The sequence below is a fragment of the Halanaerobium sehlinense genome (genome assembly GCF_055379485.1).
On sequence record NZ_AP042442.1, the window covers coordinates 1302298 to 1327023 of the forward strand.

26 protein-coding genes and 1 pseudogene are annotated in these 24726 nt (G+C 31.1%); 25 read left to right on the forward strand and 2 right to left on the reverse strand.

What is annotated here, in order from left to right; translation table 11 throughout:
• The first annotated feature begins 15 nt into the window (after window positions 1-15).
• From ACZ446_RS06230 to ACZ446_RS06245, 4 genes and pseudogenes are all read left to right on the forward strand, one after another.
• Window positions 16-1542 carry a class I SAM-dependent DNA methyltransferase gene (locus tag ACZ446_RS06230; RefSeq protein WP_464394252.1) on the forward strand — a complete coding sequence of 509 codons (1527 nt, stop codon included), beginning with the start codon at window positions 16-18 and terminating at the stop codon, window positions 1540-1542.
• Entirely contained in the window at window positions 1532-2788 is a 1257-nt protein-coding gene (locus ACZ446_RS06235; RefSeq protein ID WP_464394253.1) for a restriction endonuclease subunit S, read from the forward strand. The genes ACZ446_RS06230 and ACZ446_RS06235 overlap by 11 nt, the downstream gene beginning before the upstream one ends.
• A gap of 16 nt (window positions 2789-2804) precedes the next feature.
• A pseudogene (locus ACZ446_RS06240) lies at window positions 2805-5893 on the forward strand (type I restriction endonuclease subunit R).
• 18 nt (window positions 5894-5911) lie between these two features.
• Window positions 5912-6775: a GIY-YIG nuclease family protein gene (locus tag ACZ446_RS06245; RefSeq protein WP_464394254.1), complete on the forward strand. Its 864-nt coding sequence runs from the start codon at window positions 5912-5914 to the stop codon at window positions 6773-6775.
• A 135-nt stretch (window positions 6776-6910) separates the two neighbouring features.
• On the opposite strand, the gene amrS is transcribed toward ACZ446_RS06245, so the two are convergent.
• Window positions 6911-7780 carry an AmmeMemoRadiSam system radical SAM enzyme gene (amrS, locus tag ACZ446_RS06250; protein ID WP_464394255.1) on the reverse strand — a complete coding sequence of 290 codons (870 nt, stop codon included), beginning with the start codon at window positions 7778-7780 and terminating at the stop codon, window positions 6911-6913.
• 508 nt (window positions 7781-8288) lie between these two features.
• Here amrS and ACZ446_RS06255 point away from each other — a divergent pair.
• The 4 genes from ACZ446_RS06255 to ACZ446_RS06270 all read left to right on the forward strand — a co-directional run bounded on the left by ACZ446_RS06255 (window position 8289) and on the right by ACZ446_RS06270 (window position 11001).
• A complete protein-coding gene (locus ACZ446_RS06255) occupies window positions 8289-9221 on the forward strand; it encodes a PD-(D/E)XK nuclease family protein (protein WP_464394256.1) in 933 nt (310 codons plus the stop codon).
• Between the two features lie 6 nt (window positions 9222-9227).
• Window positions 9228-9746 carry a hypothetical protein gene (locus ACZ446_RS06260; RefSeq protein WP_464394257.1) on the forward strand — a complete coding sequence of 173 codons (519 nt, stop codon included), beginning with the start codon at window positions 9228-9230 and terminating at the stop codon, window positions 9744-9746.
• Window positions 9747-9816: 70 nt separating this feature from the next.
• Window positions 9817-10140 (forward strand): DUF4268 domain-containing protein, encoded by a 324-nt coding sequence (locus ACZ446_RS06265; RefSeq protein WP_464394378.1) that lies wholly within the window; start codon window positions 9817-9819, stop codon window positions 10138-10140.
• Window positions 10141-10392: 252 nt separating this feature from the next.
• Window positions 10393-11001 carry a hypothetical protein gene (locus tag ACZ446_RS06270; RefSeq protein WP_464394258.1) on the forward strand — a complete coding sequence of 203 codons (609 nt, stop codon included), beginning with the start codon at window positions 10393-10395 and terminating at the stop codon, window positions 10999-11001.
• 46 nt (window positions 11002-11047) lie between these two features.
• Here ACZ446_RS06270 and ACZ446_RS06275 read toward each other — a convergent pair whose 3' ends face one another.
• Window positions 11048-11515: a YbhB/YbcL family Raf kinase inhibitor-like protein gene (locus tag ACZ446_RS06275; protein ID WP_464394259.1), complete on the reverse strand. Its 468-nt coding sequence runs from the start codon at window positions 11513-11515 to the stop codon at window positions 11048-11050.
• Between the two features lie 185 nt (window positions 11516-11700).
• On the opposite strand from ACZ446_RS06275, the gene ACZ446_RS06280 reads away from it, so the two are divergent.
• The 17 genes from ACZ446_RS06280 (at window position 11701) to atzD (ending at window position 24717) form a co-directional block, all read left to right on the forward strand.
• Complete coding sequence (locus ACZ446_RS06280) at window positions 11701-12585, forward strand: fructose bisphosphate aldolase (RefSeq protein WP_464394260.1); 885 nt, start codon at window positions 11701-11703, stop codon at window positions 12583-12585.
• A 160-nt stretch (window positions 12586-12745) separates the two neighbouring features.
• Window positions 12746-13570, forward strand: coding sequence for an MBL fold metallo-hydrolase (locus ACZ446_RS06285; RefSeq protein WP_464394261.1), 825 nt, complete (start codon window positions 12746-12748; stop codon window positions 13568-13570).
• A gap of 142 nt (window positions 13571-13712) precedes the next feature.
• Entirely contained in the window at window positions 13713-14870 is a 1158-nt protein-coding gene (locus tag ACZ446_RS06290) for a plasmid pRiA4b ORF-3 family protein (protein WP_464394262.1), read from the forward strand.
• A 60-nt stretch (window positions 14871-14930) separates the two neighbouring features.
• Window positions 14931-15269 carry a hypothetical protein gene (locus ACZ446_RS06295; protein ID WP_464394263.1) on the forward strand — a complete coding sequence of 113 codons (339 nt, stop codon included), beginning with the start codon at window positions 14931-14933 and terminating at the stop codon, window positions 15267-15269.
• A gap of 14 nt (window positions 15270-15283) precedes the next feature.
• Window positions 15284-15694, forward strand: coding sequence for a hypothetical protein (locus tag ACZ446_RS06300; protein ID WP_464394264.1), 411 nt, complete (start codon window positions 15284-15286; stop codon window positions 15692-15694).
• A 72-nt stretch (window positions 15695-15766) separates the two neighbouring features.
• Window positions 15767-16318 (forward strand): RNA 2'-phosphotransferase, encoded by a 552-nt coding sequence (locus ACZ446_RS06305; RefSeq protein ID WP_464394265.1) that lies wholly within the window; start codon window positions 15767-15769, stop codon window positions 16316-16318.
• 21 nt (window positions 16319-16339) lie between these two features.
• On the forward strand, window positions 16340-16840 hold the full coding sequence (locus ACZ446_RS06310) for a nitroreductase family protein (protein WP_464394266.1): 501 nt from the start codon (window positions 16340-16342) through the stop codon (window positions 16838-16840).
• 81 nt (window positions 16841-16921) lie between these two features.
• The gene (locus ACZ446_RS06315) at window positions 16922-18364 is read left to right on the forward strand and encodes a cryptochrome/photolyase family protein (RefSeq protein WP_464394267.1); all 1443 of its coding nucleotides are present in this window, start codon (window positions 16922-16924) and stop codon (window positions 18362-18364) included.
• A 75-nt stretch (window positions 18365-18439) separates the two neighbouring features.
• Window positions 18440-19354: an SMR family transporter gene (locus ACZ446_RS06320; RefSeq protein ID WP_464394268.1), complete on the forward strand. Its 915-nt coding sequence runs from the start codon at window positions 18440-18442 to the stop codon at window positions 19352-19354.
• A gap of 280 nt (window positions 19355-19634) precedes the next feature.
• Window positions 19635-19835: a hypothetical protein gene (locus tag ACZ446_RS06325; protein ID WP_464394269.1), complete on the forward strand. Its 201-nt coding sequence runs from the start codon at window positions 19635-19637 to the stop codon at window positions 19833-19835.
• A 58-nt stretch (window positions 19836-19893) separates the two neighbouring features.
• On the forward strand, window positions 19894-20019 hold the full coding sequence (locus ACZ446_RS06330) for a hypothetical protein (RefSeq protein ID WP_464394270.1): 126 nt from the start codon (window positions 19894-19896) through the stop codon (window positions 20017-20019).
• 128 nt (window positions 20020-20147) lie between these two features.
• Window positions 20148-20435, forward strand: a complete 288-nt coding sequence (locus ACZ446_RS06335; protein WP_464394271.1) for a nucleotidyltransferase family protein — start codon at window positions 20148-20150, stop codon at window positions 20433-20435.
• A gap of 38 nt (window positions 20436-20473) precedes the next feature.
• Complete coding sequence (locus tag ACZ446_RS06340) at window positions 20474-20767, forward strand: HepT-like ribonuclease domain-containing protein (protein WP_464394272.1); 294 nt, start codon at window positions 20474-20476, stop codon at window positions 20765-20767.
• A gap of 76 nt (window positions 20768-20843) precedes the next feature.
• Window positions 20844-21080: a hypothetical protein gene (locus ACZ446_RS06345; RefSeq protein WP_464394273.1), complete on the forward strand. Its 237-nt coding sequence runs from the start codon at window positions 20844-20846 to the stop codon at window positions 21078-21080.
• 162 nt (window positions 21081-21242) lie between these two features.
• The gene (locus ACZ446_RS06350; protein WP_464394274.1) at window positions 21243-21788 is read left to right on the forward strand and encodes an NUDIX hydrolase; all 546 of its coding nucleotides are present in this window, start codon (window positions 21243-21245) and stop codon (window positions 21786-21788) included.
• 24 nt (window positions 21789-21812) lie between these two features.
• Window positions 21813-23444 carry a PucR family transcriptional regulator gene (locus tag ACZ446_RS06355; RefSeq protein WP_464394275.1) on the forward strand — a complete coding sequence of 544 codons (1632 nt, stop codon included), beginning with the start codon at window positions 21813-21815 and terminating at the stop codon, window positions 23442-23444.
• A 172-nt stretch (window positions 23445-23616) separates the two neighbouring features.
• Complete coding sequence (gene atzD, locus ACZ446_RS06360) at window positions 23617-24717, forward strand: cyanuric acid amidohydrolase (RefSeq protein ID WP_290763024.1); 1101 nt, start codon at window positions 23617-23619, stop codon at window positions 24715-24717.
• Window positions 24718-24726 lie beyond the last annotated feature (9 nt).

The following is a 24726-nucleotide window of genomic DNA, read 5'->3' on the forward strand; positions in this document are numbered from 1 at the left end:
GAAAGGGGATTAACAATGTCAACAGCAACAGTAGGTTTTGAAGAAGATTTATGGAAGTCAGCGGATAAATTAAGAAATAACATGGATCCAGCTGAATATAAACATGTAGTTTTAGGGTTAATATTTTTAAAATATATTTCTGATTCTTTTGAAGAAAAATATCAAGAATTAAAAGAGATCGAATATGCAGAACCTGAAGATAGAGATGAATATTTAGCAGAAAATATATTCTGGGTGCCAAAAGAAGCACGCTGGGAATATATTAAGTCAAATGCTAAAAAACCGGAAATTGGACAAATTATTGATGATGCAATGGTAGTAATTGAAAAAGAAAATGAAAGACTAAAAGGAATTTTAAATAAAAATTATGCTCGTCCGACATTAGATAAAAGAATTCTAGGAGAATTGGTTGATTTAATTAGTAATATAAAAGTTGGAGATAAAGAAAGTAGATCTAAAGATGTTTTAGGTAGAGTTTATGAGTACTTTCTTGCTAAATTTGCAAGTGCAGAAGGAAAGGGTGGAGGCCAATTCTATACACCATCTTCTATTGTAAATTTATTAGTAGAGATGATTGAGCCATATAAAGGCCGAGTCTATGATCCAGCCTGCGGTAGTGGCGGGATGTTTGTGCAAAGTGAGAAATTTGTTTTAGAACATCAAGGTAAAATCAATGATCTATCTGTCTATGGCCAGGAATCTAATCCAACTACCTGGAGATTGTGTCAGATGAATTTAGCCATTAGAGGTATCGAAGGTAATTTAGGTGGAAAACCAGCAGATAGTTTTCATAATGATTTACATAAGGACTTAAAAGCAGATTATATACTTGCTAATCCTCCTTTTAATGTTAGTGATTGGGGTGGTGAACATTTAGCAGATGATATCAGATGGCAGTATGGTATTCCTTATACAGGAAATGCAAACTATGCTTGGGTCCAGCACTTTATTCATCATCTTGCTCCTCATGGTACAGCAGGTTTTGTTTTGGCTAATGGTTCACTTTCTTCTAATACCAGCAGTGAAGGTGAAATAAGAAAAAATATTTTAGAGGCAGATTTAGTTGACTGTATCGTTGCTTTACCACCAAAATTATTTTATTCTACTGGTATTCCTGTTTCTCTTTGGTTCTTAACAAAAAACAAAGGTGGAAATGGTGGCCGTAAAAGAGATGGAGAAACTTTATTTATTGATGCCCGCAAAACTGGAGAATTAGTAGATCGTGCTCATCGGGAATTAAGAGAAGAAGATATAAATAAAATATCTGATACTTATCATGCCTGGAAGGGAACAGCTGAAAACATTAATTATGAAGATATAAAAGGTTTTTGTAAAGCTGCTAAGCTTGAGGAGATAAAAGAACATGAATATATATTAACTCCCGGAAGATATGTAGGTATAGAAGAAAAAGATGAAGATGATGAGCCATTTGAAGAAAAGATGGCCAGATTAACTGATGAGTTGGCGGAAGAATTTGCTAAATCGAAAAAGTTAGAAGATGAGATTCGCGAGAATCTTAGGGGGATTGGTTATGAGTTTTAATGAAATAGAAAATACTTTGCCTCAAAATTGGGAAATTAAAAAGGCAGAAGAAGTATGTGAAAGAGTTACTGATGGTACTCATGATAGTCCCCAAAAAAAGGACGAAGGAAAATATTTAATTACTTCTAGACATTTAAATGATAATTCAATTGATTTGAAAAATGCTTATTTTATAAGTGAAAAAGATTTTAATAAAGTTAATGAGAGAAGTAAAGTTGAACAGTGGGATGTTTTGTTTAGTATGATAGGTACTATAGGAGAAACATATATAGAAAAAAATAGTGAGATAGAATATGCAATTAAAAATATCGGTTTATTTAAAATGAATAAAAATGAATTAGTTGGTAAATGGATTTATTATTATTTAAATTCCAAATTTGCTAAAGAGTATGTTTACACTCATAAAAGAGGTTCTACTCAGCAATTTTTACCATTGGGTTCTTTAAGGGATTTTCCAATCATAATTCCTAAAAATAAAGAAATTCAAAATAAAATAATTATAATTTTAGATTCAATACAAAATAAAATTGAAAACAACAACAAAATGAATCAAACTTTAGAAGAAATGGCCCAAGCTATTTATAGAAACTGGTTTATTGATTTTGAGCCATTTCAAGAGGGAGAGTTTATTGAAAGCAAATCAGGTATGATACCTGAAGGTTGGGGAGTAAAAAAAATTAAAGATATTTCTAAAGTTGTTTTAGGTAAAACTCCTTCTACCAGAAAGGAAGAAAATTATGGTGATAAATATCCGTTTATAAGAATTCCTGAAATGCATGACCAAATGTATATAACTGATACAGAAAAAAAATTGTCTGAAGTTGGTCATAAAACTCAAGAAAAAAAATTAATACCAGAGAATTCAATAATGGTTTCTTGTATTGGAACAGTAGGTTTAGTATCATTAAATCTAAAACCTAGTCATACAAACCAGCAGATTAACACTATTAATTGTCATGATATATTAGTAGAATATTTGTATTTTAAAATGAAAAACATGAGAAGAAAATTAATTAAAATTGGTAGTAGTGGAACTACTATGAGTAATATAAATAAAGGGACTTTTGAAAAATTAAATGTATTAATTCCAAATGAAAAAAGTTTAATAAAATATCATACAACAGTTAAACCATTATTTGATAAGATCAAAAATAATTTATTAGAAAACCAATCTCTAAAAGAACTAAGAGACACCCTTCTACCCAAATTAATGTCAGGAGAAATAAGAGTAACTTCAGAAAAATAAATAAGAGGTGAAAACTATGTTTACTGAAGAAGAGCTAGAAGAAGCAGGTCTTGCCTGGTTTAAGGAATTGAATTATTCAACAGCAGCTGGTCCGAAAATAAGTCCAGGTGGAGAATACCCAGAAAGAGATGATTATAGAGAAGTAGTATTAAAAGATAGATTAAGAAATTCTTTATACAAAATTAATTCCAAAATACCAAATAAAGCTTTAGAAACTGCAGTTCGTAAAATATTAATTCCAGAAGAACCTTCTTTGTTGGAAAACAATCGCAACTTCCATAAGATGCTTACTGATGGAATAGATGTTGAATATGAAAGAGAAGATGGCAGTATTAAAGGCGATAAAGTCTGGATTTTTGATCAAGAAAATATTAATAACAATGACTGGTTATTAGTTAATCAATTTGCAATCAAAGAAGGCAATCAAACAAGAAGACCTGATCTAATAGTTTTTCTCAATGGTTTACCTCTTGTAGTGATCGAATTAAAAAGTGCAACTAAAGAAAAAGCTACAATAGATAAAGCATATAATCAATTACAGACCTATAAAAAAGAAATACCCTCACTTTTTACATATAATCAAATGTTGATCAACAGTGATGGCCATAATGCTCGCGTTGGTACAATTACTGCCAATAAAGAAAGATTTATGCCCTGGCGCAGTATTGATGGAGAAGAAATAGCTCCAGCAGGCATACCAGAAATGGAAGTCTTAATTAAAGGTATTTTTCAAAAACAGAGATTTCTAGATTTAATCCATCATTATATACTTTTTCAGGATGATGGTTTAAATATAACAAAAATTTTTGCTGCCTATCATCAATACCATGCTGTTGATAAAGCAATTACTAGTACTTCTCAAGCTATTAGTGATCAAGGAGATCGCAGAATTGGAGTTGTCTGGCACACTCAAGGTTCTGGTAAAAGTTTGTCTATGGTCTTTTATGCTGGTAAATTAGTTTTAGGTCTTGATAATCCCACTATAGTTGTAATAACAGATCGCAATGATCTTGATGATCAGCTATTTGGTACTTTTAGCAGTTCTAGTGAATTATTAAGACAGAAACCAAAACAAGCAGAAAGCAGAGAAGATTTAAAGAAACTACTTTCAGTAGAAGCTGGAGGAATTATTTTTACTACCATTCAAAAGTTTGAAGAAAGTACTGATAATTCTATCTTGACAGATCGTAAAAATGTAATAGTGATCGCTGATGAAGCTCATAGAAGTCAATACGGCTTTGATCCCAGTATCAAACAAAGTGCTGGTAAAGCAGAAACCAAATATGGATATGCTAAATATATGCGCGATGCACTTCCAAATGCCTCTTATATCGGTTTTACCGGAACGCCTATAGAAATGGATGATAAAAATACACCGGCTGTATTTGGTGGTTATATAGACGTCTATGATATGACAAGAGCAGTAAAAGATGAAATGACTGTTAAAATTTATTATGAAAGTAAAATCGTCCAAGTCGAACTACCAGATGAGCAAAAAGATTTATTAGATTCCGAGATAGACGCATTAACTGAAGGCATAATTGCCGAAGAAAGAGAAAAATATAAAGCCAGAAATTCAGCTTTAGAAGCTGTTGTTGCTGCTGATAGCAGGTTAGAAACTGTGGCAGAGGAAATTCTGAAAAACTTTAAACAAAGACAAGAAGCTATTTTAGGTAAAGGAATGATTGTAACTATCTCTAGAAGAGCTGCTGTAGAATTATATGATAAAATAACTGATTTAAAACCAAATGGCACCATAAAGATGATGAGAAGGGTAAAATTAAGGTAGTTATGTCAGGTGATGCAAGTGATCCAGAACCTTGGCAGCCTCATATTAGACCAAAATCTCAGCGGAAAGTAATAGAAAAAAGAATGAAAGATGAAGATGATTCATTAAAATTAGTTATTGTTTGTGATATGTGGTTAACTGGTTTTGATGTACCACCTCTGCATACGATGTATATAGATAAACCTCTTAAAGGTCATAATTTAATGCAGGCTATAGCAAGAGTAAATAGAGTTTATAAAGATAAACCAGGTGGTTTAATTGTTGACTTCATTGGAATAGCAGACGCTCTGAAAAAAGCTTTAATGGTTTATACAGAATCCGATCGAAAAAATACTGCTATTGACACAGAAGAAGCACTAAATGAGTTATTAAAAGAATATGAAATATTGAATGACATCTTCTATAAATTTAATTATAAAAGATTTTTTAAAGCTAAACCACAAAATAAGATGAGAATAATAACTGAAGCAATGGAATATATACTTTCATTAGCTGACGAACCAGCCGGAACTGGTGAAGAACGATTTATTAGACATGTAAATCGATTATCTAAAGCTTATGCACTTTGTTCTACTACTGAAAAAGCTCAATCAATTAGTGAAGATGTTGCTTTTTTTAAGGCGGTTAAAACTGCTTTGAGAAAACATTTTAATGATGGTGAAAAAAGCCCTCAAGATATTGAAGGGGCAATTAATCAAATAGTTTCTAAAGCTATTGCTGCTGATGGAGTCATTGATATTTTTGAAGATTCAAAAATAGATCCTGATATGTCTATTTTATCCGAAGAATTTTTAGAGGAAATCAAACACTTAAGACATAAAAATCTGGCTGCTAGAACATTAGAACAGATTTTGAAAACTAAGGTCAAAGCTCTGGCTAAGAAAAATCTTGTAAAATCAAGAAAGTTTTCTGAAATGCTGGATGAAACTATTAATAAATATCGTAATAGAGCTATTGAAACCAGAGAGGTTATAGAAGAACTAATAAAACTGGCTAAAGAAATGAATAAAGCTAAAAACGAAGAAAACGAACTGGGATTAAATGAGGATGAAGTTGCTTTTTATGATGCTTTAGGAGTTAATGATGCTGCAGTAAAGATAATGGGAGATGAAATTTTAAAGAAAATAGCTGTAGAATTAGCTGAAACTATTAGAAACAGCACAACTATTGACTGGAATTCTCGCAAAAGTGTAAGAGCTAAAATGAAGGTTAAAATTAAAAGGCTTTTAAGAAAATATGGCTATCCACCTGATAAACAAAAAGAAGCTATTGATACTGTGATGGAACAGGCAGAAAAGATGTGTGATGGCGATTAGATGAGGGAGTGATAAACTATGAAAGCAATCTTTTCTAAAACAATAAAGTTGTTCTTATTAGATGGAGATCCAAATAAAAGAATGTCTTGTGAGTTATCTAATTGGGTTGGGAAAGCTTATAAAATCCCACGTTCTTTAATGAAAGAGTCGGACGATAGGGATGACCTTAAAAATATAGGAGTATATTTTCTTTTTGGTAAAGATCCCAATAATCCTGATGATAATATGGTCTATATAGGACAAACAGAAAATATTTTTAATCGATTAAAACAACATCTAGATCAAAAGGAATTTTGGAATGAAGTAGTTACAGTAATAAGTAAAGATGATAATTTGAATCGAGCCCATGTAAGATATTTAGAATATAAATTACATGAAATTGCTGATCAAGTTGGAAGGTATAAATTAGAAAATAGCTCTATTCCCAAAGCTCCATCTATTTCTGAACCTGATAAAGCAGAAATGGAAGAATTTATATATAACGTTAAATTATTAGTAAATACTTTAGGTTATAAGGTTTTTGAAGAAATAAAAGAAAAACAAAATAAAGATAAAAAATATTTCTATATAAATGCTGTTAGAGGAGCAAATGCTAAAGGTCAAATTACTAGCGAAGGGGTTGTAGTACTAAAAGGATCTAAAATGGCTAATAATACTGTTGATTCAGCTCAAAATTGGGTAATTAAAAAGAGAGAAGAGTTATTAGAAAAAGAAATAGTGGTTGAAAATAATGATAATTATATTTTCCAAAAAGACTACTTGTTTTCTAGTCCTTCAACAGCAGCTGCTATAGTAATGGGAAGAAATGCTAATGGTTTAACAGAATGGAAATTGAAAAATGGAATGACCTTAAAAGAATTTGAAAAGCCAGATGAAGAGTAAATTTCAATTATAAAAAAGAATAGCATCTGATAAAATATCAGATGCTTTAATAATTTTACCCATTTAAGAGCTCTTTATAATTTTAATTTCTAAATTGATAATACTAGATTATCTTTAGAGTGTCAAGTATTAAGCTCAGACATTTCCCATATGCACATATTTGAGCCCGGCTTTTTCTCCGATAGATTTTGCCATTTTAATTATATCAATTGGAGTACGAGATTTATCCTGCATTTTCCAGCCTGGATAAAAACGACTTACATGCCAGGCAACTTCGCTGCCTAATTTATCTGCAATAAATTTGGCTATTTCTTCTAACTGCTCTTTTTTATCATTTAAATCTGGGATGACAAGAGTTGTCACTTCAAGATGGACTCCAGCCTGATAAAGATACTTTAGATTTTCTTTAACTGGTTCTAAGCGGGAACCTGTATATTCTTTATATAATTCAGCTGGCCCTTTATAATCAATATTTGCTGCATCAAGATAAGGAATTATTTCAGCCAGAGTTTCTTTAGTCATATATCCGTTGCTCACCCAGACATTTTTAAGTCCTTTTTGATGAGCAATCTTCATAGTGTCTAGTGCATATTCCAGAAAAATCGTTGGTTCAGTATAGGTATAGGCTATTGACTTACAGTTATTATTCAGTGCCTGCTCAATCACTTCTTCTGGAGAAAGATTTCTACCATTTACAGCTTTATCTAGCTCAGGACTCTGAGATATTCTCCAGTTCTGGCACCAGCTGCACTTCATATTACAACCTTCAGTACCGATTGAAAAGGCCTTTGTATGTGGCAGAAAATGATAGAGGGGTTTTTTCTCAATTGGATCAATATTAGCAGCAACTGCCTTCCCGTAATTGAGAGCATAAAGCACTCCTTTTTGATTTTCTCTTACCCGACAGATACCTCTATTTCCTTCTTTTATCACACACCTGTGGCTGCAGACAGCACATTTCACCTTCTTATTATCCAATTTTTCATAAAGCATTGCTTCTTTCATATTTAATCACCTCAGAAATAATAATTGACTGTCAAATAGAAAGAGCTTAAAAAGTTAAGTGATTACATAACTATTTTATCAAAGATTTAATAAAATTTCTAGATTCTGAAGCTGCAGTATTTCTTAAAGATTTACTTCAATGGCTTTAAAATATTGAGGCAAACTTAATCTTTTTAGAAATACAAAAAACATCAGTTTGCGACATAGTGCTGTCACTAGCCTGTGTTATTATTTAATTGGAATTAAAGGTTTTCGATGATAATTAATCAAATTAATAAAAGGAAAAAAATTATTATTATAGAAATATATAATAACTGTTTAATGATTAATATAAGTTAGTTATGCTGAAAAAAAGATTAATAAAGGTGGAAGTATATGAGCCTTAGCTAGATGTTTCCAGAAAAGTCTGGAAACAAATAAATTTGGGAAACCTTAATCAGAACAAACTTTTTAAATACTTAAGTCACAGGGGAAGAATAATCTAAGTTTAATATTTGGAGTGATTTAATTGAATTTTAATAATAATAGCTTTGATATAAATACTAATATTGATAAATTAGAAAAAATTATTAAGAATATTAAAGAAGCTTCTACTAATAAAGAATATACAATTAAAAATAAAATAAAGAAAATCAAAGAGTCTTACATTAAAAATTGGGAAGAAGAAAATCAACTTATCCTTAATAAAATTACAAATCAAATTAATTTAGAATCCGGTATTCCCGTACCTGTATTATCGATTTGTGGAAAAGGAACTAGAGAAATAAGGTTTACAGAATATTTATCATATTTTCTTAATCCCAAAAATAGTCATGGAATTAAAGATAAACTTTTAAAATCTATATTTTCTCAGGAAGTTAAAAAAAATAATTTGAGATCAGATTGGTATAAAGAAGTAAAGGTGTTCTCAGAATTTAATCTGGGAGCAATAGAAGAAAATAATAAAAAAATTTACGGTTATGCAGACATAGTTATTTTGTCTGATGATTTTATCATAATAATTGAACATAAGATTTTAAGTACTGAAAGTGATCATCCGGACTCAGATTTAAAACAGTTAGAAAGATATAATCAAATTTTAAAAAATAATAAAAAATTAAAAGATAAAAAACAAATTAAAATATATTTAGTTCCTGAAGTTTCTGATAATATTAATAATGAGTGGAGTTCTATGACACATCAAGAATTAGTAAATAAGGGATTAGAATTAATCAATGACAATACTTTATCTGTTAATGCGAGAGAAAATTTAATCAGACTATTAATGGATCTTGTAATTGGTCCTTATGAAATATTAGAATTCAATTTAAATAAACTTTTTAATTTAGCTAATAATTTACAAAAAAATGGATTTAAATTAAATAAAGCTTTACGATTCGAAAAACTTTTAGAAGAAAATGAATTAATAATTGATTTATTAACTATTAGAAAAGGAGAGTAAATTGTTATGGAAAAGCTATCTGAAGCAGGTAAATTATTTCTTAAAGATTATTTAGTTTTAAATGAAGCCAAAAATGATATAGACAGATATTTAAATACAACTGTGAGGAAGGTTCATGATATTATATTAGAACAATTAGATGATTTTAACTCAGAATATCTACAGTTAAATATATGGGAAAACAAATCAACAAGAGGAAGATTACAAATAAGATTTAAGGTTTTAATTGAAGATGAGTTATTTAGGAACGATAAATATGATATTTATATTATGTATAGAGATATTAGAAATGCTACCGATTTATTTACAAATAATTCTGTCAAAATCTTTTTATATTCACCAGCAGCTGTTTCTAATTTAAAAGATACGTTAATAGAATTATCTAAAAAGAAATTAGGGTATAATATTTACAATAAAAAAATTATATTATTGGATTTAGATAGCTCTACACAATCTGCAGAAAAAATTGCAGAAGAAATATTTGATATGATCAATAATGTAAAGGTACTGTTAAATGATATTTAACAAATCCAGAATCAGAACAACCTGCTGGTGATTTTATTGTTGATATAGTTGGATTGCAAGTGGAGCTGGAATAAGTGGTCTTAGATATAAATATACTGTAACCCAGCATGCAGCTGCAGTAAAATTATATATAGATAAGGATAAGGAGTCTCAAGAAGAAAATTACAAGATATTTGAAAAATTAAAATCTCATAAAGAAGAAGTTGAAAATATATTTGGTGAAGAGTTGAATTGGGAAAAACTTGAAGGAAAAAGAGCGTGTCGTATTAGTAAAAAAATTAATTTAGGTGGTTATAGAGATAGGGATAAATGGGAGTTAATTCATAACAAATTAATTGATGCTATGATAAGGTTAGAGCAGGCGTTGAACTCTTATATTAATGAATTAAAATAATTATTCAATCAATTCTTACTGGGCAAATTAAAGTTTGAAGTGAGGATTTATCGAAGCAAAATATAGTGTTAAAAGGACATTCCCTTATAAAATCTTCAAAAGAGAAACTACTAATTTAGTTGAATATGATTGCGGCTATGTTTATTAATTTTTTAATAAATAAAAGGAAAAAAATTATCAATAAAGAAATATATATTAAGAGATTTAACTATGATTTTGACTAAAGTGTAACTATGAAAGGGAGTGTTAGCGGTGAGAAAGATTATTCCATACCTATCTTCCAGGAATATTAATAAAGTTGAAGATTATATACCCTTTTATAATTCAAAAATTTATTTAGAGCAGAAATCTGGCAGCCTACAATATTTTGAAAATCAAATTCCAGAAATTAAAAAAATTGCTGATGAAGTTGGCTATAAAGACTTTAACGAGTTTATAAAACACCGTAAATTATGGCATGGATTTAAAGAAAAGATACCACTCAGCTATTTAAAAGCAATAGGTGTAAAACTTGACGTTTTAGAGTTCACTATTGAGCTTGATCAAAATGATTATCAAAAAACATTAGAAATCCCACAGCATCCTAAATCATACATTATTCAAACTAGGCCATTTCCTCTTACTAAGAGACTTCCTCAAAATATTTCCGAAGCTGAAGCTCTAGAATTAGTCAGAAAAGAGGCTGTTTTAGAAAACAAAAGCTGTGTAATTAACTATCCATTTCTAAAAAAGATTTTAATAGACTCTGATGGCTCAATAAAAACAACTTATTACCGACCAGATATAAAAATAGAGGGAGAATATGTTATTCCAGCAGTGATAAATGATTATTCGGATGATATAAGTTTATCAGCTAAGTAAAAAAGCACCATCCATTTTGGACAGTGCCCTTTAAATTTTTATTAATTTATCGTGTATATTCACCTTTTAAAACAGCTTTCTGCAGTACATGGCCTTCCATTACCTTAAGAAGGGTTTCTTTGTCAGCTCCAGCTTCTAAATCAAGCTGATCATCAAGAGCATAGACGTAAAATCTATAGGTGTGAACTCCACTGGGAGGTGCAGGCCCCAGATAACCTAAGTCGTTGAAATCATTTTTACCCTGTAAGGCACCATTGAGTTCTTTGACTTCTGCTGTCTTTTCAATATTTTTAGGTATTTCATTGATCTCTGCTGGAATATTCCAGATCAACCAGTGAGTAAAAGTTCCTGCAGGAGCATCTGGGTCATCGACAATAATAGCAAGTGTTTTAGCTTCTGCTGTAATATTTTCAATTATTAGGGGAGGAGAAATGTCCTTTCCATCAGCTGTATACTCTTCTGGAATATAGCCACCTTCTTCAAAAGCAGATTTAATAACTAAATCTTTTTCCATAAGCATTAACCTCCTTTTATTGTCTAAAAATAATTGACTTTACAACTCTTTTATTCATCCAAATAATTATCTCTGCTTTAATAATATCAGAAAATTTTCAGAATATAAAGGATATTCAATTTAATAACGAAAGTATAGTTTTAAACAGCTTAAATTAATCTAAACTGAAAGAAAGGGGAATATTAATGAATAGAAAACAAGTTGATCTAATGAAAAATGGCAGAGGGTTTATTGCAGCAATGGATCAGAGCGGCGGCAGCACCCCAGGAGCGTTAGCAGGTTATGGTATTAAAGAGACAGAATATCAAACTGAAGCAGAAATGTTTGAGCTTGTTCATGCAATGAGGACCAGGGTTATTACCAGTCCCTCTTTTAGTTCAGATCATATTTTAGGGGCAATCTTATTTAAACATACCATGAATAATAAAATGGAGGGCAAATATACAGCTGAATATCTCTGGCAGGAAAAAGGAATACTGCCGATACTTAAAGTTGATCAGGGTAAAGAAGAAATAGAAAACGGAGTTCAGCTAATGAAGCCGATGACTGAGCTTGATGATCTGCTCCAGGAAGCAAAAGAGCATAATATTTTTGGAACTAAAATGAGATCCGTGATTCATAGTGCAAATCTCAATGGAATTAAAGAAATTACAGCACAGCAGTTTGAATACGGCAAAAAGATCTTTGACGCAGGATTTATTCCAATTTTAGAACCAGAAGTAAATATTAAAAGTGAGGATAAACTTGAATCTGAGAAAATATTAAAAGAAGAGATCTTAAAGCTGCTTGAAAATTTAGATTATGAGCAGTATATATTCAAACTTTCTATCCCAACACAGCCGGATTTTTATCATGAAATTATTGATCATCCAAATGTAGTGCGGGTAGTAGCCTTATCAGGTGGTTACAGTCAAGAAGAAGCTGTAGATAAACTTGCTAAAAATCATAATATGATAGCAAGTTTTTCCAGAGCACTACTTCAGGATCTAAAGGTTAATCAATCAGATGAAGAATTTGATCAGGTGCTTCAAGATGCTGTAGCTAAAATATATCAGGCTTCAATAACTTAAGTAGAAACCAACAAGAAAATTAATATTTAAGACAAGGACCGGATTTTCCGGTCTTTTAATTTTTGACCTATATTCATAGAAAGAATATAATGTTATTAATAAAAAATAATAGTTAAAGTAATAAAAGTTAAATTTAAGCTTAGAGAGGTGAAATCAACTTATGAAAAACGTGGAGATTAAGGTAGTAGTTGATAATAGTGTTCATAAAGGACAATTATTAGCAGAGCATGGACTGTCTTTCTGGATTAAGATCAATAATAAGGAATACTTATTTGATACAGGCCAGGGTCTGGTGCTTGAAAATAATTTAAAAGAGCTGGGGATTAAGATAGGGGACCTGAATGGTATTTTATTGAGTCATGGACATTATGATCATGCCGGTGGGCTGAAATCATTACTTAAAGCAAGACCTGATTTAAAATTATATGGCCACTCTGATATTTTTCTTCCTAAATACTCTCAAAAGAGTTCCGTACAAACTGATAGGGGAATGAACATAACTAGAGATGATGTCCAAAACTTTATTCCTGTTAATGAAGCTAATGAGATAGAACCCGGACTCTGGATGACAGGAGAGATTGAGCTTGATAATAGAGAAGAAATTATGAGATCTGACTATAAACTAAAAGTAAATGATGAGCTGAAGGTAGACAAATTTAAGGATGACCAGGCTGCATTTATTGAAACTAAAGCAGGAATAGTAGTCTTATTAGGCTGCAGCCACAGCGGAGTTATTAATACTTTAAAGCAGATTAAGAAGCTGACAGAAGGGCGGAGGATTGCTGCTGTTATTGGTGGAATGCATTTGATTCATGCCGATAGTGAGAGAATTGATGCTATCATTGATTATTTAAAGAATTTGGATTTTGATTTACTTGCTCCCTTACACTGCACCGGCTTTAAAGCAGCAGCAAAAATGAACTCTGTTTTTAAAGATAAGGTGGTAGCTGGTGGAGTAGGAGAGAAGTTTACTTTTCAGTTATGAGGTTGATCTTAATTAAAAATGATAAAATAATAACGTCGGGAAACCAGCGTTTTTAACTTTCATAAATAATTACACTAAATTCACTTCTATGATATAATCAAAATGAAATTAATATTAAAAATGAAGTTTAAGCAAAGGACTGATGAATATGCTAATTCAGGCAACAAAAAAATTGAGAGATGAATTAAATCTGGAAGAACTTGAGCAAAAAGAAAGGCCAGACTTATTCTCCTGGCATGCCAATTTTCTTAGAATTAATCGGAGAAAAACAGTAGTTTTAGTCAATGATGCCTGTGACTACACTGTACTATTATATGGCATGAAAAAAGATGATCTAAATAATTTTCCCGGGCGGGTCAAAGAAGGAATAAGAAGAACTTTTGAACGTGAAGGAATTAAAGAAAGTTTAATCGAAAAATATTTATCTCAGTTTGAAGAGTTTTTCTACAAGAAAGCAGAAAATAGAAGTTATATAGCCAGAATGAATAATTCATGTAAATTTGCCAAAAGATTTGCTGATAGATTTAATGAAAATGAAATTTATCAATCTCAGATAGCAAAGAATGTAAATAACATGCCTCGTAAAAATGATAATAAAGATTATTTTTATCCTGATGACTTTCTGCAGCAGAAATTAGCAGAATATTTTGGCGAAGAAGATGTGATTAAGACAAAAGCCGCAGTTTTAAAAGTAGAATTAGACCTGGGTGAATATGAAGCCTGGAGAAAATTTATTGTTCCTCTAAGTTATAATTTTAGAGAATTACACAAAATTATTCAGCAGTTATATAACTGGCAGGATTATCACCTGCACGAATTCTTTGTTTACAGTGAAGAAAAAGATGACACTAAAAATTGGAATCAGTCTGAATATCATAGAAATGGCTATAAAGCTATCTTAAACCTGGCTATGAATCAAGAAAATTTTGAATATAACAGAGATCAGTTGAACTTTGCAGCTGAGGATTTCAAGCAGGCAGTAGAAAATGAAGTTAAACTAAAGGATGTTCTTCCTGCCAGAATCAAATATATTTATGATTACGGGGATTTCTGGCATCATTATCTTGAAACAGAAGAAATTATAGATGATTATAAGTCAAATAAGCCAACCTTCCTCGAAGGTGGTGGAACTGCACCTCCAGAAGATGTAGGAGGAGTAAGTGGTTTCAGTGAATTTATGCAAATTATTTCAAATCCAGATGATGAAGAATATGAGTCAATGCTGGAATGGGCTGAAAGTCAAAGGTTTGAAGAATATGATTCTGAAGAGTTAAAATCTGCGATTGAGCGTTATTTTTAAAGGATTAGAAGAATATAAGAATTAAATATTTTTTCTTGTCATTTCAAAAAGGAGTTAAAAATGAATTCTTACAGCAAGAAAACTAAAAAAGAAATTAAGCTGCTGGCAGCTCTTGCTCATGAGAGAGAACTTGAAAAAGCTTTAATTGATCTCAATGTAAAATTTAAGCAGTGGGAAAAGAAAGAACTGGATTCTTTTGAATTGGACAGTCAAATCCACAAATTTCATAATAAGATATCCAGAGAAATCTTCAAAAAATACAACAGCTATGATATGGAAGATCACTTTGTTGCTATAGCAATAGGTAATGAGATTATTGATAAAGATGAAGTTGACCCAGAAGCCTACCAGGAACTTGAATTATTAATTGAGAGAGTAAATGATAGCGATTATTTTTAATTGGAGGAATAGAGATGGTTGCACCTAAAAGAAAAATATACAATAAAAAGCAGAGACTTGCGGCTGCAGAAAGATGGATTACTACATATGAAGGCAAAAATCTAGTTAAAGGTTACAGTAAATGGTTTGGCGTTGAAAAAACCTGTGCAATAAATGAACTGGAATTACTGGGACATGAGATAGATCCAGAATATAAAAAGCAGATTTATAAACATGAAATAGAGAAAGAAGATGCAAAAAAGAAAAATTTTGGTGATCCAGGTGATTTTGAAACAAGAGAATATGATGACTGGCAGAATGCATATTATTATTTTATAGCTGGTTATACTTCAGGTGGTGTTCCATATGGGATAACTTGGGAAGAATATGAGAGAGAATATAAGAAAGATGAAGAAGAAAATAATATTGAGTATCGAGAAAATTAGATCTAAAAGTTGTTAGGAGAGACAATAATGGTCCTTATACTGGTGAAGACATACAGGAAAGGGGGATCTTAAATGAACAAAACTAAACTATCAAAAACCGTATCTTACATTTTACGCCATCATCCGGAAGACTTTGACTTAAAACTTGAAGCTGATGCCTCAGTCGAAACAGCTGAACTGCTGCAGGCACTAAAAGAAAAATTTAGAGATATCACTAAGAATGATCTTATTAAGTTGGTTAAAAATGATCCCAAAGGTCGCTTTAGTTTTTTAGATGGCATGAAAAGAATCAGAGCCAACTACGGCCACAGTATAGAGGGTGTTAATCCGGATTATCAGATAGTTAAACCACCGGAGTTACTCTACCACGGAACAAGACCCAAGGTTAAAGAAAAAATACTGACCGCCGGGCTGAAGCCAATGGGCAGAAATTATGTTCATCTAAGTGTTGGAGTTAAAGAAGCTGAAACGGTGGCTCGAAGGAGAACCAATCAACCAGTGATCTTGAAAATAGAAGCTCTGAGAGCTTTTCGCGAAGGACAGAACTTTTATAGAACAGCAGAAGACATTTTCCTAACAGATAAAATTCCTGCAGATTATTTATCATTATTAAAGAATAATTAAAGATAGGAGTTATGATAATAAATGAAAGAAATTTTTGAAAGAAGGAGTATTAGAAAATATACATCTGAAAAGATTGAAGCTGAAAAAATAAAAAAGATTGTTAAAGCTGGCTTTGCAGCCCCTTCCTGTGGAAATCAGCGGATAAACCATTTTATAATTATCAAAAATAAAGAGATACTTAATAAGATTGCTGATATCCATGGTTATGCGGAGGCCCTTAGAGAAGCCGATACTGCTGTAGCTGTCTGTGCAAATTTAGAAGAAGAGCTTTATCAAGGCTTTTGGGTACAGGATTGTGCTGCTGCAGCTGAAAATATGCTGACCGAAGCAGTTCATTTAGGTTTAGGAGCTGTTTGGCTTGGGGTTCATCCTAAAGAGAGAATTATAAAACATATAAATTCTATTTTAGAACTTCCTGAAAAAGTAAAAGCTCTGGCTATAATCTCCCTCGGTTATCCAGCAGAAGAAAAAGAAGTTTCAGACAGATATGAAGAAGCTAAGGTGCATTTTGATAAATGGTAAGAGAAATAATTTTAAAGATCTATTTTTTAAAAAGCTAAGCAGAATATACATAAATTGGATAAATAAAGAGGGACTGATAAAATGATAAAAAATCTATTAGTTTTACCAAACCAGCTTTTTAAACAGATTAAAAAAAAGAAAGTAGAAAAGATTATTCTCTATGAGGCTGAAGAATATTTTACTAAGTACAATTATAATCAGAAAAAACTGCTGCTCCACCGAGCCTCAATGCAGAATTTTTATCAGGAACTGAAAGAAGAAAGTGAAGCTAAACTCAGCTATTATGAATATAAAACTAGCCTGGAAGAGATAATAACTGATTTTGATAACCTGACAGTCTTTGATCCGATCAATAAAGATTTAAAAAATAAAATTAGAGAAATTACGGCTGCAGCAGGAATTGAACTGACCATTTTAGAAAGCCCCAATTTTTTAACTACGAGAGAGCAAAATGCTCAGTATTTTGAAGACCATGATTTTTTTCAGCACCAGTATTATAAAATGCAGCGGAAGAGGCTGGATATTTTAATCGGTTCAGATCAAAACCCAGTGGGCGGTAAATGGAGCTTTGATACCAAAAACAGAAAGAAGTTTCCGAAAGATATTGAGATTCCTGCACTGCCGAAATTTGATAGCAGGGAACTTAAAGCTGCCAAAGGATATATTGAGCAAAACTTTGGCGATAACCCGGGATATCTCAATAATTTCTTTTATCCTGTTAATAGAAAAGAAGCAAAAGAACTCTTAGCTGATTTTATTCAGAATAGATTTCAAAACTTTGGCAAATACCAGGATGCCTTTGAAAAAGAAATTGTGGTTGGCTTTCATTCTTTAATTTCATCAAGTTTAAATATTGGGCTTTTAAATCCGGAGGAAGTTATAGAAGCTGTGCTTGATCATTATCAAAATAATAAAATAGAAATTGCCTCAGTTGAGGGCTTTGTCAGACAGATAATTGTCTGGCGGGAATATGTAAGAGGACTTTATGATTTAGAGTCAGCGGCAATGGCAGCAAGTGATTTTTTTGAACACCAGCGGGATTTTCCAGAAAAATTTTATCAGGCTCAATCAGGAATTGAGGTCCTGGATGATTCAATTAAAAAAGCTTTAGATTTTGCCTATGCCCACCATATTGAGCGCTTAATGGTGCTTGGAAATTTCTTTCTGCTATCTGAACTGAACCAGCACCAGGTCTTTAAATGGTTTATGGAGATGTTTATTGATGCCTATGATTGGGTTATGTATGCCAATATCTACGGCATGAGCCAGTATTCTTACCCAAAGATGATGACCAAACCCTACATCTCATCCAGCAATTATATTAAAAAAATGAGTCATTACAAGGCTGGCAGGTGGGCTGAAATTTGGGATGGTCTTTACTGGCACTTTCTGGACAAAAACAGGGATAAATTTGCAGATAATCCACGGATGTCTTTAATGCTTTCAATTTTAGATAGAATGGATAAAGATAAGTTAGAGCAGCACATAGAGACAGCTGAAAGGTATTTAGAGAAGTTAGAATAAATTTAATAAGTTAAGCATAAATTATTTAAAATTTTAAAATTAGAAAAATAAATCAAATCAGGGAGTGTTTAAAAATTGATCTATTTGTTTTTGGCTGTTTTATGCAGTTCTTCAATTGCTTTAATCTTTAAATTCAGCGAATCAAATAATTTAAATCGATATGTAGTAACCTCAGCCAATTATTTTACTGCCTCTGGGGTTGCTTTATTTCTGTTATTAAAGCAGGGTATTAAATTCTTTGATTTCAATCAAAGTGACTTCAGTTCCAGTTTCATCCAGGTTATATTTAAGGGAGAGGGTCTATTTTCTGCACAGTCAAGCCAGCAGTGGGCAACTATAATTGGCTTAGTCGCCGGTATCTTTTTCTTTACTTCTTTTATTTACTATCAAAAAAGTGTGCGTGAAAATGGAGCCAGTCTGGCCGGAACCTTTGGCAAACTGGGAATACTAATTCCGATGCTATTTGCGATAATTATCTGGCAGGAATATCCTGAAGATCTGCAGTGGATTGGTATTCTGCTGGCTATTACTTCAATTATCCTGGTCAACTTTCCCTTTAAGCGGGACTGGCGTCAGGCCTTAAGGCTGAATTTAATCTTTCTCTTTCTTTATGGAGGGATTGCAGAGTTCAGCAACAAGATCTTTCAGAAATATGCCCTGGTCGACTATAAGGTTTTATTTTTGTTCTGGGTTTTCTTTTCTGCCTTTTTGATCAGCTCTTTTTACAGCTTTAAAAAGGTCGGTCGTCTGCCCAAAAAATCTGAACTACTGACCGGATTTGCAGTCGGAATTCCCAACTTATTTTCTTCTTTCTTTCTGATCAGCGCCTTAAGTTATCTAAAAACGGCAGTTGTTTTTCCAATATTCAGTGCTGGGAGTATTGTTTTGATCACTGCAGCTGGTTATCTCTTTTTTGGAGAAAAATTAAAGATCAAAGAATGGGCTTCTATTGTAATGACAGTGGTGGCCTTAATTTTAATAAATATTTAGAGCTAACTGAAATGTAAATTTAGTGATCTAAAGAATGGAGAGATGGTAATAATGAAAGAAATTTTTGCAAGAAGAAGTATTAGAAAATATACTTAAAGAAGCAGTCCATCTAGGTTTAGGAGCTGTTTGGCTTGGTGTTCATCCAAAAGAGAGAATTATAAAAATTCGAGCTTTTATGTTATAATTAAGTTAAAAACAGAGAAATAAGCATGGGAGGTTTTATTATGGTTAAAAAGAATTTCGCTGAATATCGTAATAATAAAAAAATAAACAGTCCCAAATGAGGAAGGTAAGAAACTACTTAAAATCAATCAATAGTAGTAACACTGAAAATAATTCAAATGAGGCTGAAGAAATTGATAATTGTCGCAGTGGATCAAGGAGAAGAAACCCTCAAAAAGAAATGCTTTTATTTAAAATGATGATTAGATCCAGAAAAAATAAACTTGAAAAAATAGGGGATAGAAAATATAATAATTGATAGGTTAAATGCTTATGTACACTGGAATGAAAAGTGGCAGGAAGAATGGATCCTTGGTATGATGGTAAGTAATTATCAAGATATTGACTGGGAGTATTTAAATAAAAGGGCAAATCAGGAAAGAGTTAATCATTCATTAAAAGGAATGATTGATAAAACAGAAGAAATTATTAAAGTTATTTAAAAATATTTTCAACAATGTGACAACTATGTTAAAGTGTATTATTTTAATAAAATTAATTTTGTTTTTATTCAGAGGAATTGGTATAATTAAATTATAAATTTTAGTCTCTTAAAGAAAGGAGATGCCAAATGAAAAACACTAATTTGCAAGCTAAACTAAAAAAGCTGAAACCTATTTTAAGGGATAAATTTAATGTTAAAAGTATTGCTATATTTGGTTCATTTGCTAGAAATGAGGCAACTGAAAATAGTGATATAGATATTTTAGTTGAATTTTCAGAAGATATTGGCTGGGAATTTGTAGATCTAAAAATATTTTTAGAAGAACAACTTAATAGAGAAGTTGATTTAGTAACTTTTGAAGCTTTAAAACCAGAATTAAAAGATGATATTTTAAGAGATGTGATTTATCAATGAGAAGAGATGAGTTATATTTAAAAGACATAATTAATTCTATGAATAAAATATTTAATTATACTGAAGAAATGACTAAAGAAGAATTTAAAAATGATAATCTAACTATTGATGCAGTATTGAGAAACATAGAAATTATTGGTGAAGCAGCTAATAAGTTATCTGAAAAAGTATATAAGAAAAATAGTGGAATACCATGGTCACGGATGATTGGGTTAAGAAATATAGTTATTCATGAATATTTTGGTGTAGATCTGAATATTGTTTGGCAAATTATAACCGTTAATTTAACTGAAACTAAACCTAAAATAGAAGAACTACTTGATGATCTATAAATTTAATTTAAATGAAATTGTAGATCATTTTTTTGAATTAAACTATAAAAACACAGGAGATTAGAATAATTTATATATGCTGACAATCAAATGTGCTAAATGTAAAACTAAACTTTTTAAATATAAAAAAATTGGACAGGGCAGAGTTCTCCGCTGCTGGAAAAGCAAGATCACAAGGATCTATGACGGAGAAGTTGAGGGCAAAAACTTTGTCTGTGGAAATTGTGGGAATATCATTGCTGAAATAAAGGATGACCGCCTTGATATGAATAGTGATGCATTCACCTACACTGGAACTAAAATCAGAAAATAATTTTAACATTAGTTTTTAAATCTATATACTTAAAATTAGGCCGGTATTTCCCGGCTTTTATCTATTCATACAGGAAAAATATATTTTATTAAGAATTATATATTAAATAACTCAATAATTACATATTTTACTGTGTAATTTATAAAAAGGAAGGTCAATAACTTGAAATATTTTCAAAAAATACTGTCTCAAGTCAAAAATTATGAACCAGATAGTTTGGCTGAAAAAAAATATAAAAATCAAATATTCAATTTTTTAGTCAATTACAAAGATGATTATTTGAGAACTAATTCTAAGGGACATTTAACAGCTTCCGCCTGGATTATAAATTATAATAGAGATAAAGTTCTGCTGCATTACCACAATTCGTTAGATAAGTGGATTCAGTTGGGAGGTCATCTGGAAAAAGAAGAGTTGATACAGGAAGCTGCTTTAAGAGAGGCCAGAGAAGAATCAGGGTTAAATTCACTTTCAATTATGGAACAAAAAATATTTGATCTTGATGTTCATAAAATTCCTGCGAGTGATGAGAAGGCTGAACATTTTCATTATGACCTTAGAATTCTAATGGAAGCTAACTCTGAAGAAGAACTGGAAAAGAGCAGTGAATCTAAAAGTTTAAAATGGATTGACCTAAATAAAGTAGATAATTATGTGAGGGAAGAATCAGTACTAAGGATGCTTAGAAAGATATTAGATTTAAAGTAACGTTCAAAATAATGGAGGAGAAATATGTCTATTAAAGTTAGAGATGTTTTAGAATTAGAAATATTTAAAGATTCAGAGTTAATAGCCGGAAAAAATGGAATAGATAAAATTGTTAAAAGTGCTTCTTTAATGGAAGTTCCAGATATTTATCCATACCTTGAAGAAAATAATATTTTATTAACAACTCTTTTTCCAATTCACCAGAATGAAAATGCTCAGAAAGAGTTGATTCCTAAACTTGTTGATAAAAATATCGCTGCAATTTGTATTAAACCGGGTAGATATGTAGATGAAATTTCTGAGGTCATGATTAAACAGGCTGATAAATTTGGTTTACCACTTATTAAACTTGATGATGCTGCAAATCTTTCAACAATGGCAAATAAAATACTTGAATTATCATTAGATCGACATTTAAACACTTTAGAATTTAGAAATACTATTCACGAAAAATTAATGGATCTCTTTTTGAAGGGGAAAAGCCTGGAATCACTTGTTAATAGCCTATCTGAAATGATAAAAAACCCAATTATTTTAACTGATACCAACTTCGAAATTATTTCTATATCTAAAGAGCTCCAGGAAAAGGATATTCAGTTCGTCTTTCCAGGTGATGATAGATCAATCTTTAATGAAAAATTAAGCTTGAAAATAGATGAGCAGAAATTTAATAAAAACGATCTAATTATTCATCCAATAAAAGCTGGCAGCCAGTGTTTTGGCTATTTACTCACTCAAAAGGAATTTCTAGATCAGAAAAATCTTCAGGTAGCAGTAGAACAGGCTTCCTTACTAATTGCTTCAGTATTTTTTAAAAATAATGCTGTTTTGGAAAAGGAGAAAAATTTTCAGGATGCTTTTATAAGAAATATTCTGCAGGGTAAAATAAAATCTCAGGTTGAAGCAATTGATAAAGCAAGAGCATTTGGTTGGGAGTTAGAATTTCCCCAAATTATGATGATAATAAAGGTCTTTACTGAAGATGAGCTTGAAAAAAGGAATACTTATGAAAATATATTAAATAATAAACAGATTGAAAAAGCTTTTAATAAGAGTTTGTCAATTTATCAGGATAAAATTAAAACAATTTATATAAATGATTCGCTTGTTGTTTTTATAAATGCTATTTTTGATAAGAGAATTCAGAAGAACCTGCTTTCCGTTGGTGAAAATATTATTGAAAAAATTGATATTAAATCAAAAATAGGTATAGGTACTTCTAAGGTTATTAAAAGTATTGATCAGTTTCCTGATGCCTATAAAATAACAGAAAAAAATCTGGATATTGCAAAGATATTAGAAGAAAAATCATTTGTAATGAAATATGACGAATATGAGATATTTAGTTTAATTGACAAAATAGATGATTATCAACTCTTAAACACTTTTCTAGATAAAAAATTAGGTGATTTAATTATATACGAAAGACAAAATGAAATGAAGTTAATAAAAACTCTAAGGGTATTAATTGAAAATAATTTCAACTTAAAAAAATCAGCGAAAGCAATGTATTTACATTATAATACAATGCGATACAGGGTAGATAAATTAAAAGACTATGGAATAGATATTGAAAATGGATACCGTTTGGCTGAAGTAGTTTTTGCCTATAATATTTATCTCTGGTTAAAAGCAAATGATCAATTAACTCTTTAAATAACCTGATAAAATTACTAAATTATATTAAATTACAACTGAAAGAGCTCTGGAATACATATCTTTGGCAATTAGTGACAAAGATATGTATTTTTTTTTGTCGCAACTTTATGATGATTAAAAATTAAAACAGTGTTATCATTTAATTGTACTCAAAAAGGAGGAATAAATTATGAATGTTAATGTTTACAAAATTCCAATGTCAAGTCCTGATGATATTTCAGGTTTAAAACAATTAATCAATGAAGGCGAGATTAATGCTGAAGAAATTATTGCCGTATTAGGAAAGACAGAAGGTAATGGTTGTGTTAATGATTTTACAAGAGGTTTCTCAACCCTTGCTTTTAAAGTTTACTTATCAGAAAAGTTAAATTTAAGCAGAAAAGAGGTAGGCGAAAAGATTGCTTTTGTTATGTCTGGAGGAACTGAAGGGGTTATGTCTCCTCACGCAACAGTATTTACTAAAAGCAGCAGTAAGAAAGAAATTTATGCTGAAAAATCACTTGCAGTAAGTGTTGGTTTCACAAAGGAGTTTCTACCTGAAGAAATAGGTACAATTGAAATGGCAGAAGAGGTAGAACGAGTTGTTTTAAAATTAATGGAAGACGCAGGTATTGAAAGCACAGAAGATGTGCACTTTGTTCAGATTAAATGCCCACTTTTAACCTCAGATAGGATAATGGAAGCAGAAAAAAGAGGTAAAGAAGTTGTAATAAATGATACTTATAAATCAATGGGCTATTCTAGAGGAGCATCTGCTCTTGGAGTAGGACTTGCTTTAGGAGAAATTGAACGCCAGGATTTGACTCAAAAATCAATTCTTAAAGATTGGTCATTATATTCTGAGGTTGCATCAACTTCTGCTGGAGTAGAATTATTAAACTGTGAAATTATTTTAATGGGTAATTCTAATACTTCCAATAGTAAATATAAAATTGGGCACAGTGTTATGAAAGATTCAATTGATATGGATTCTGTTTTAGAAGCTATGAAAAATAGTGGCTTGGAGTTTGATCAGCTGCCAGCTGAAAATCAAAAAGAAAAAATAGTAAACATTTTTGCTAAAGCAGAAGCTTCACCAGACGGCTATGTCAGAGGTAGAAGAACAACAATGCTAACAGATTCAGATATTAACCACACCAGACAGGCTAGATCAGTTGTTAATGCAGTTTTAGCTTCAGTTATGGGAGATTCTATGCTTTATATTTCAGGTGGTGCTGAACATCAAGGCCCAGCTGGCGGAGGTCCTGTAGCAGTAATAACTGAAAAATAATTTAAACTC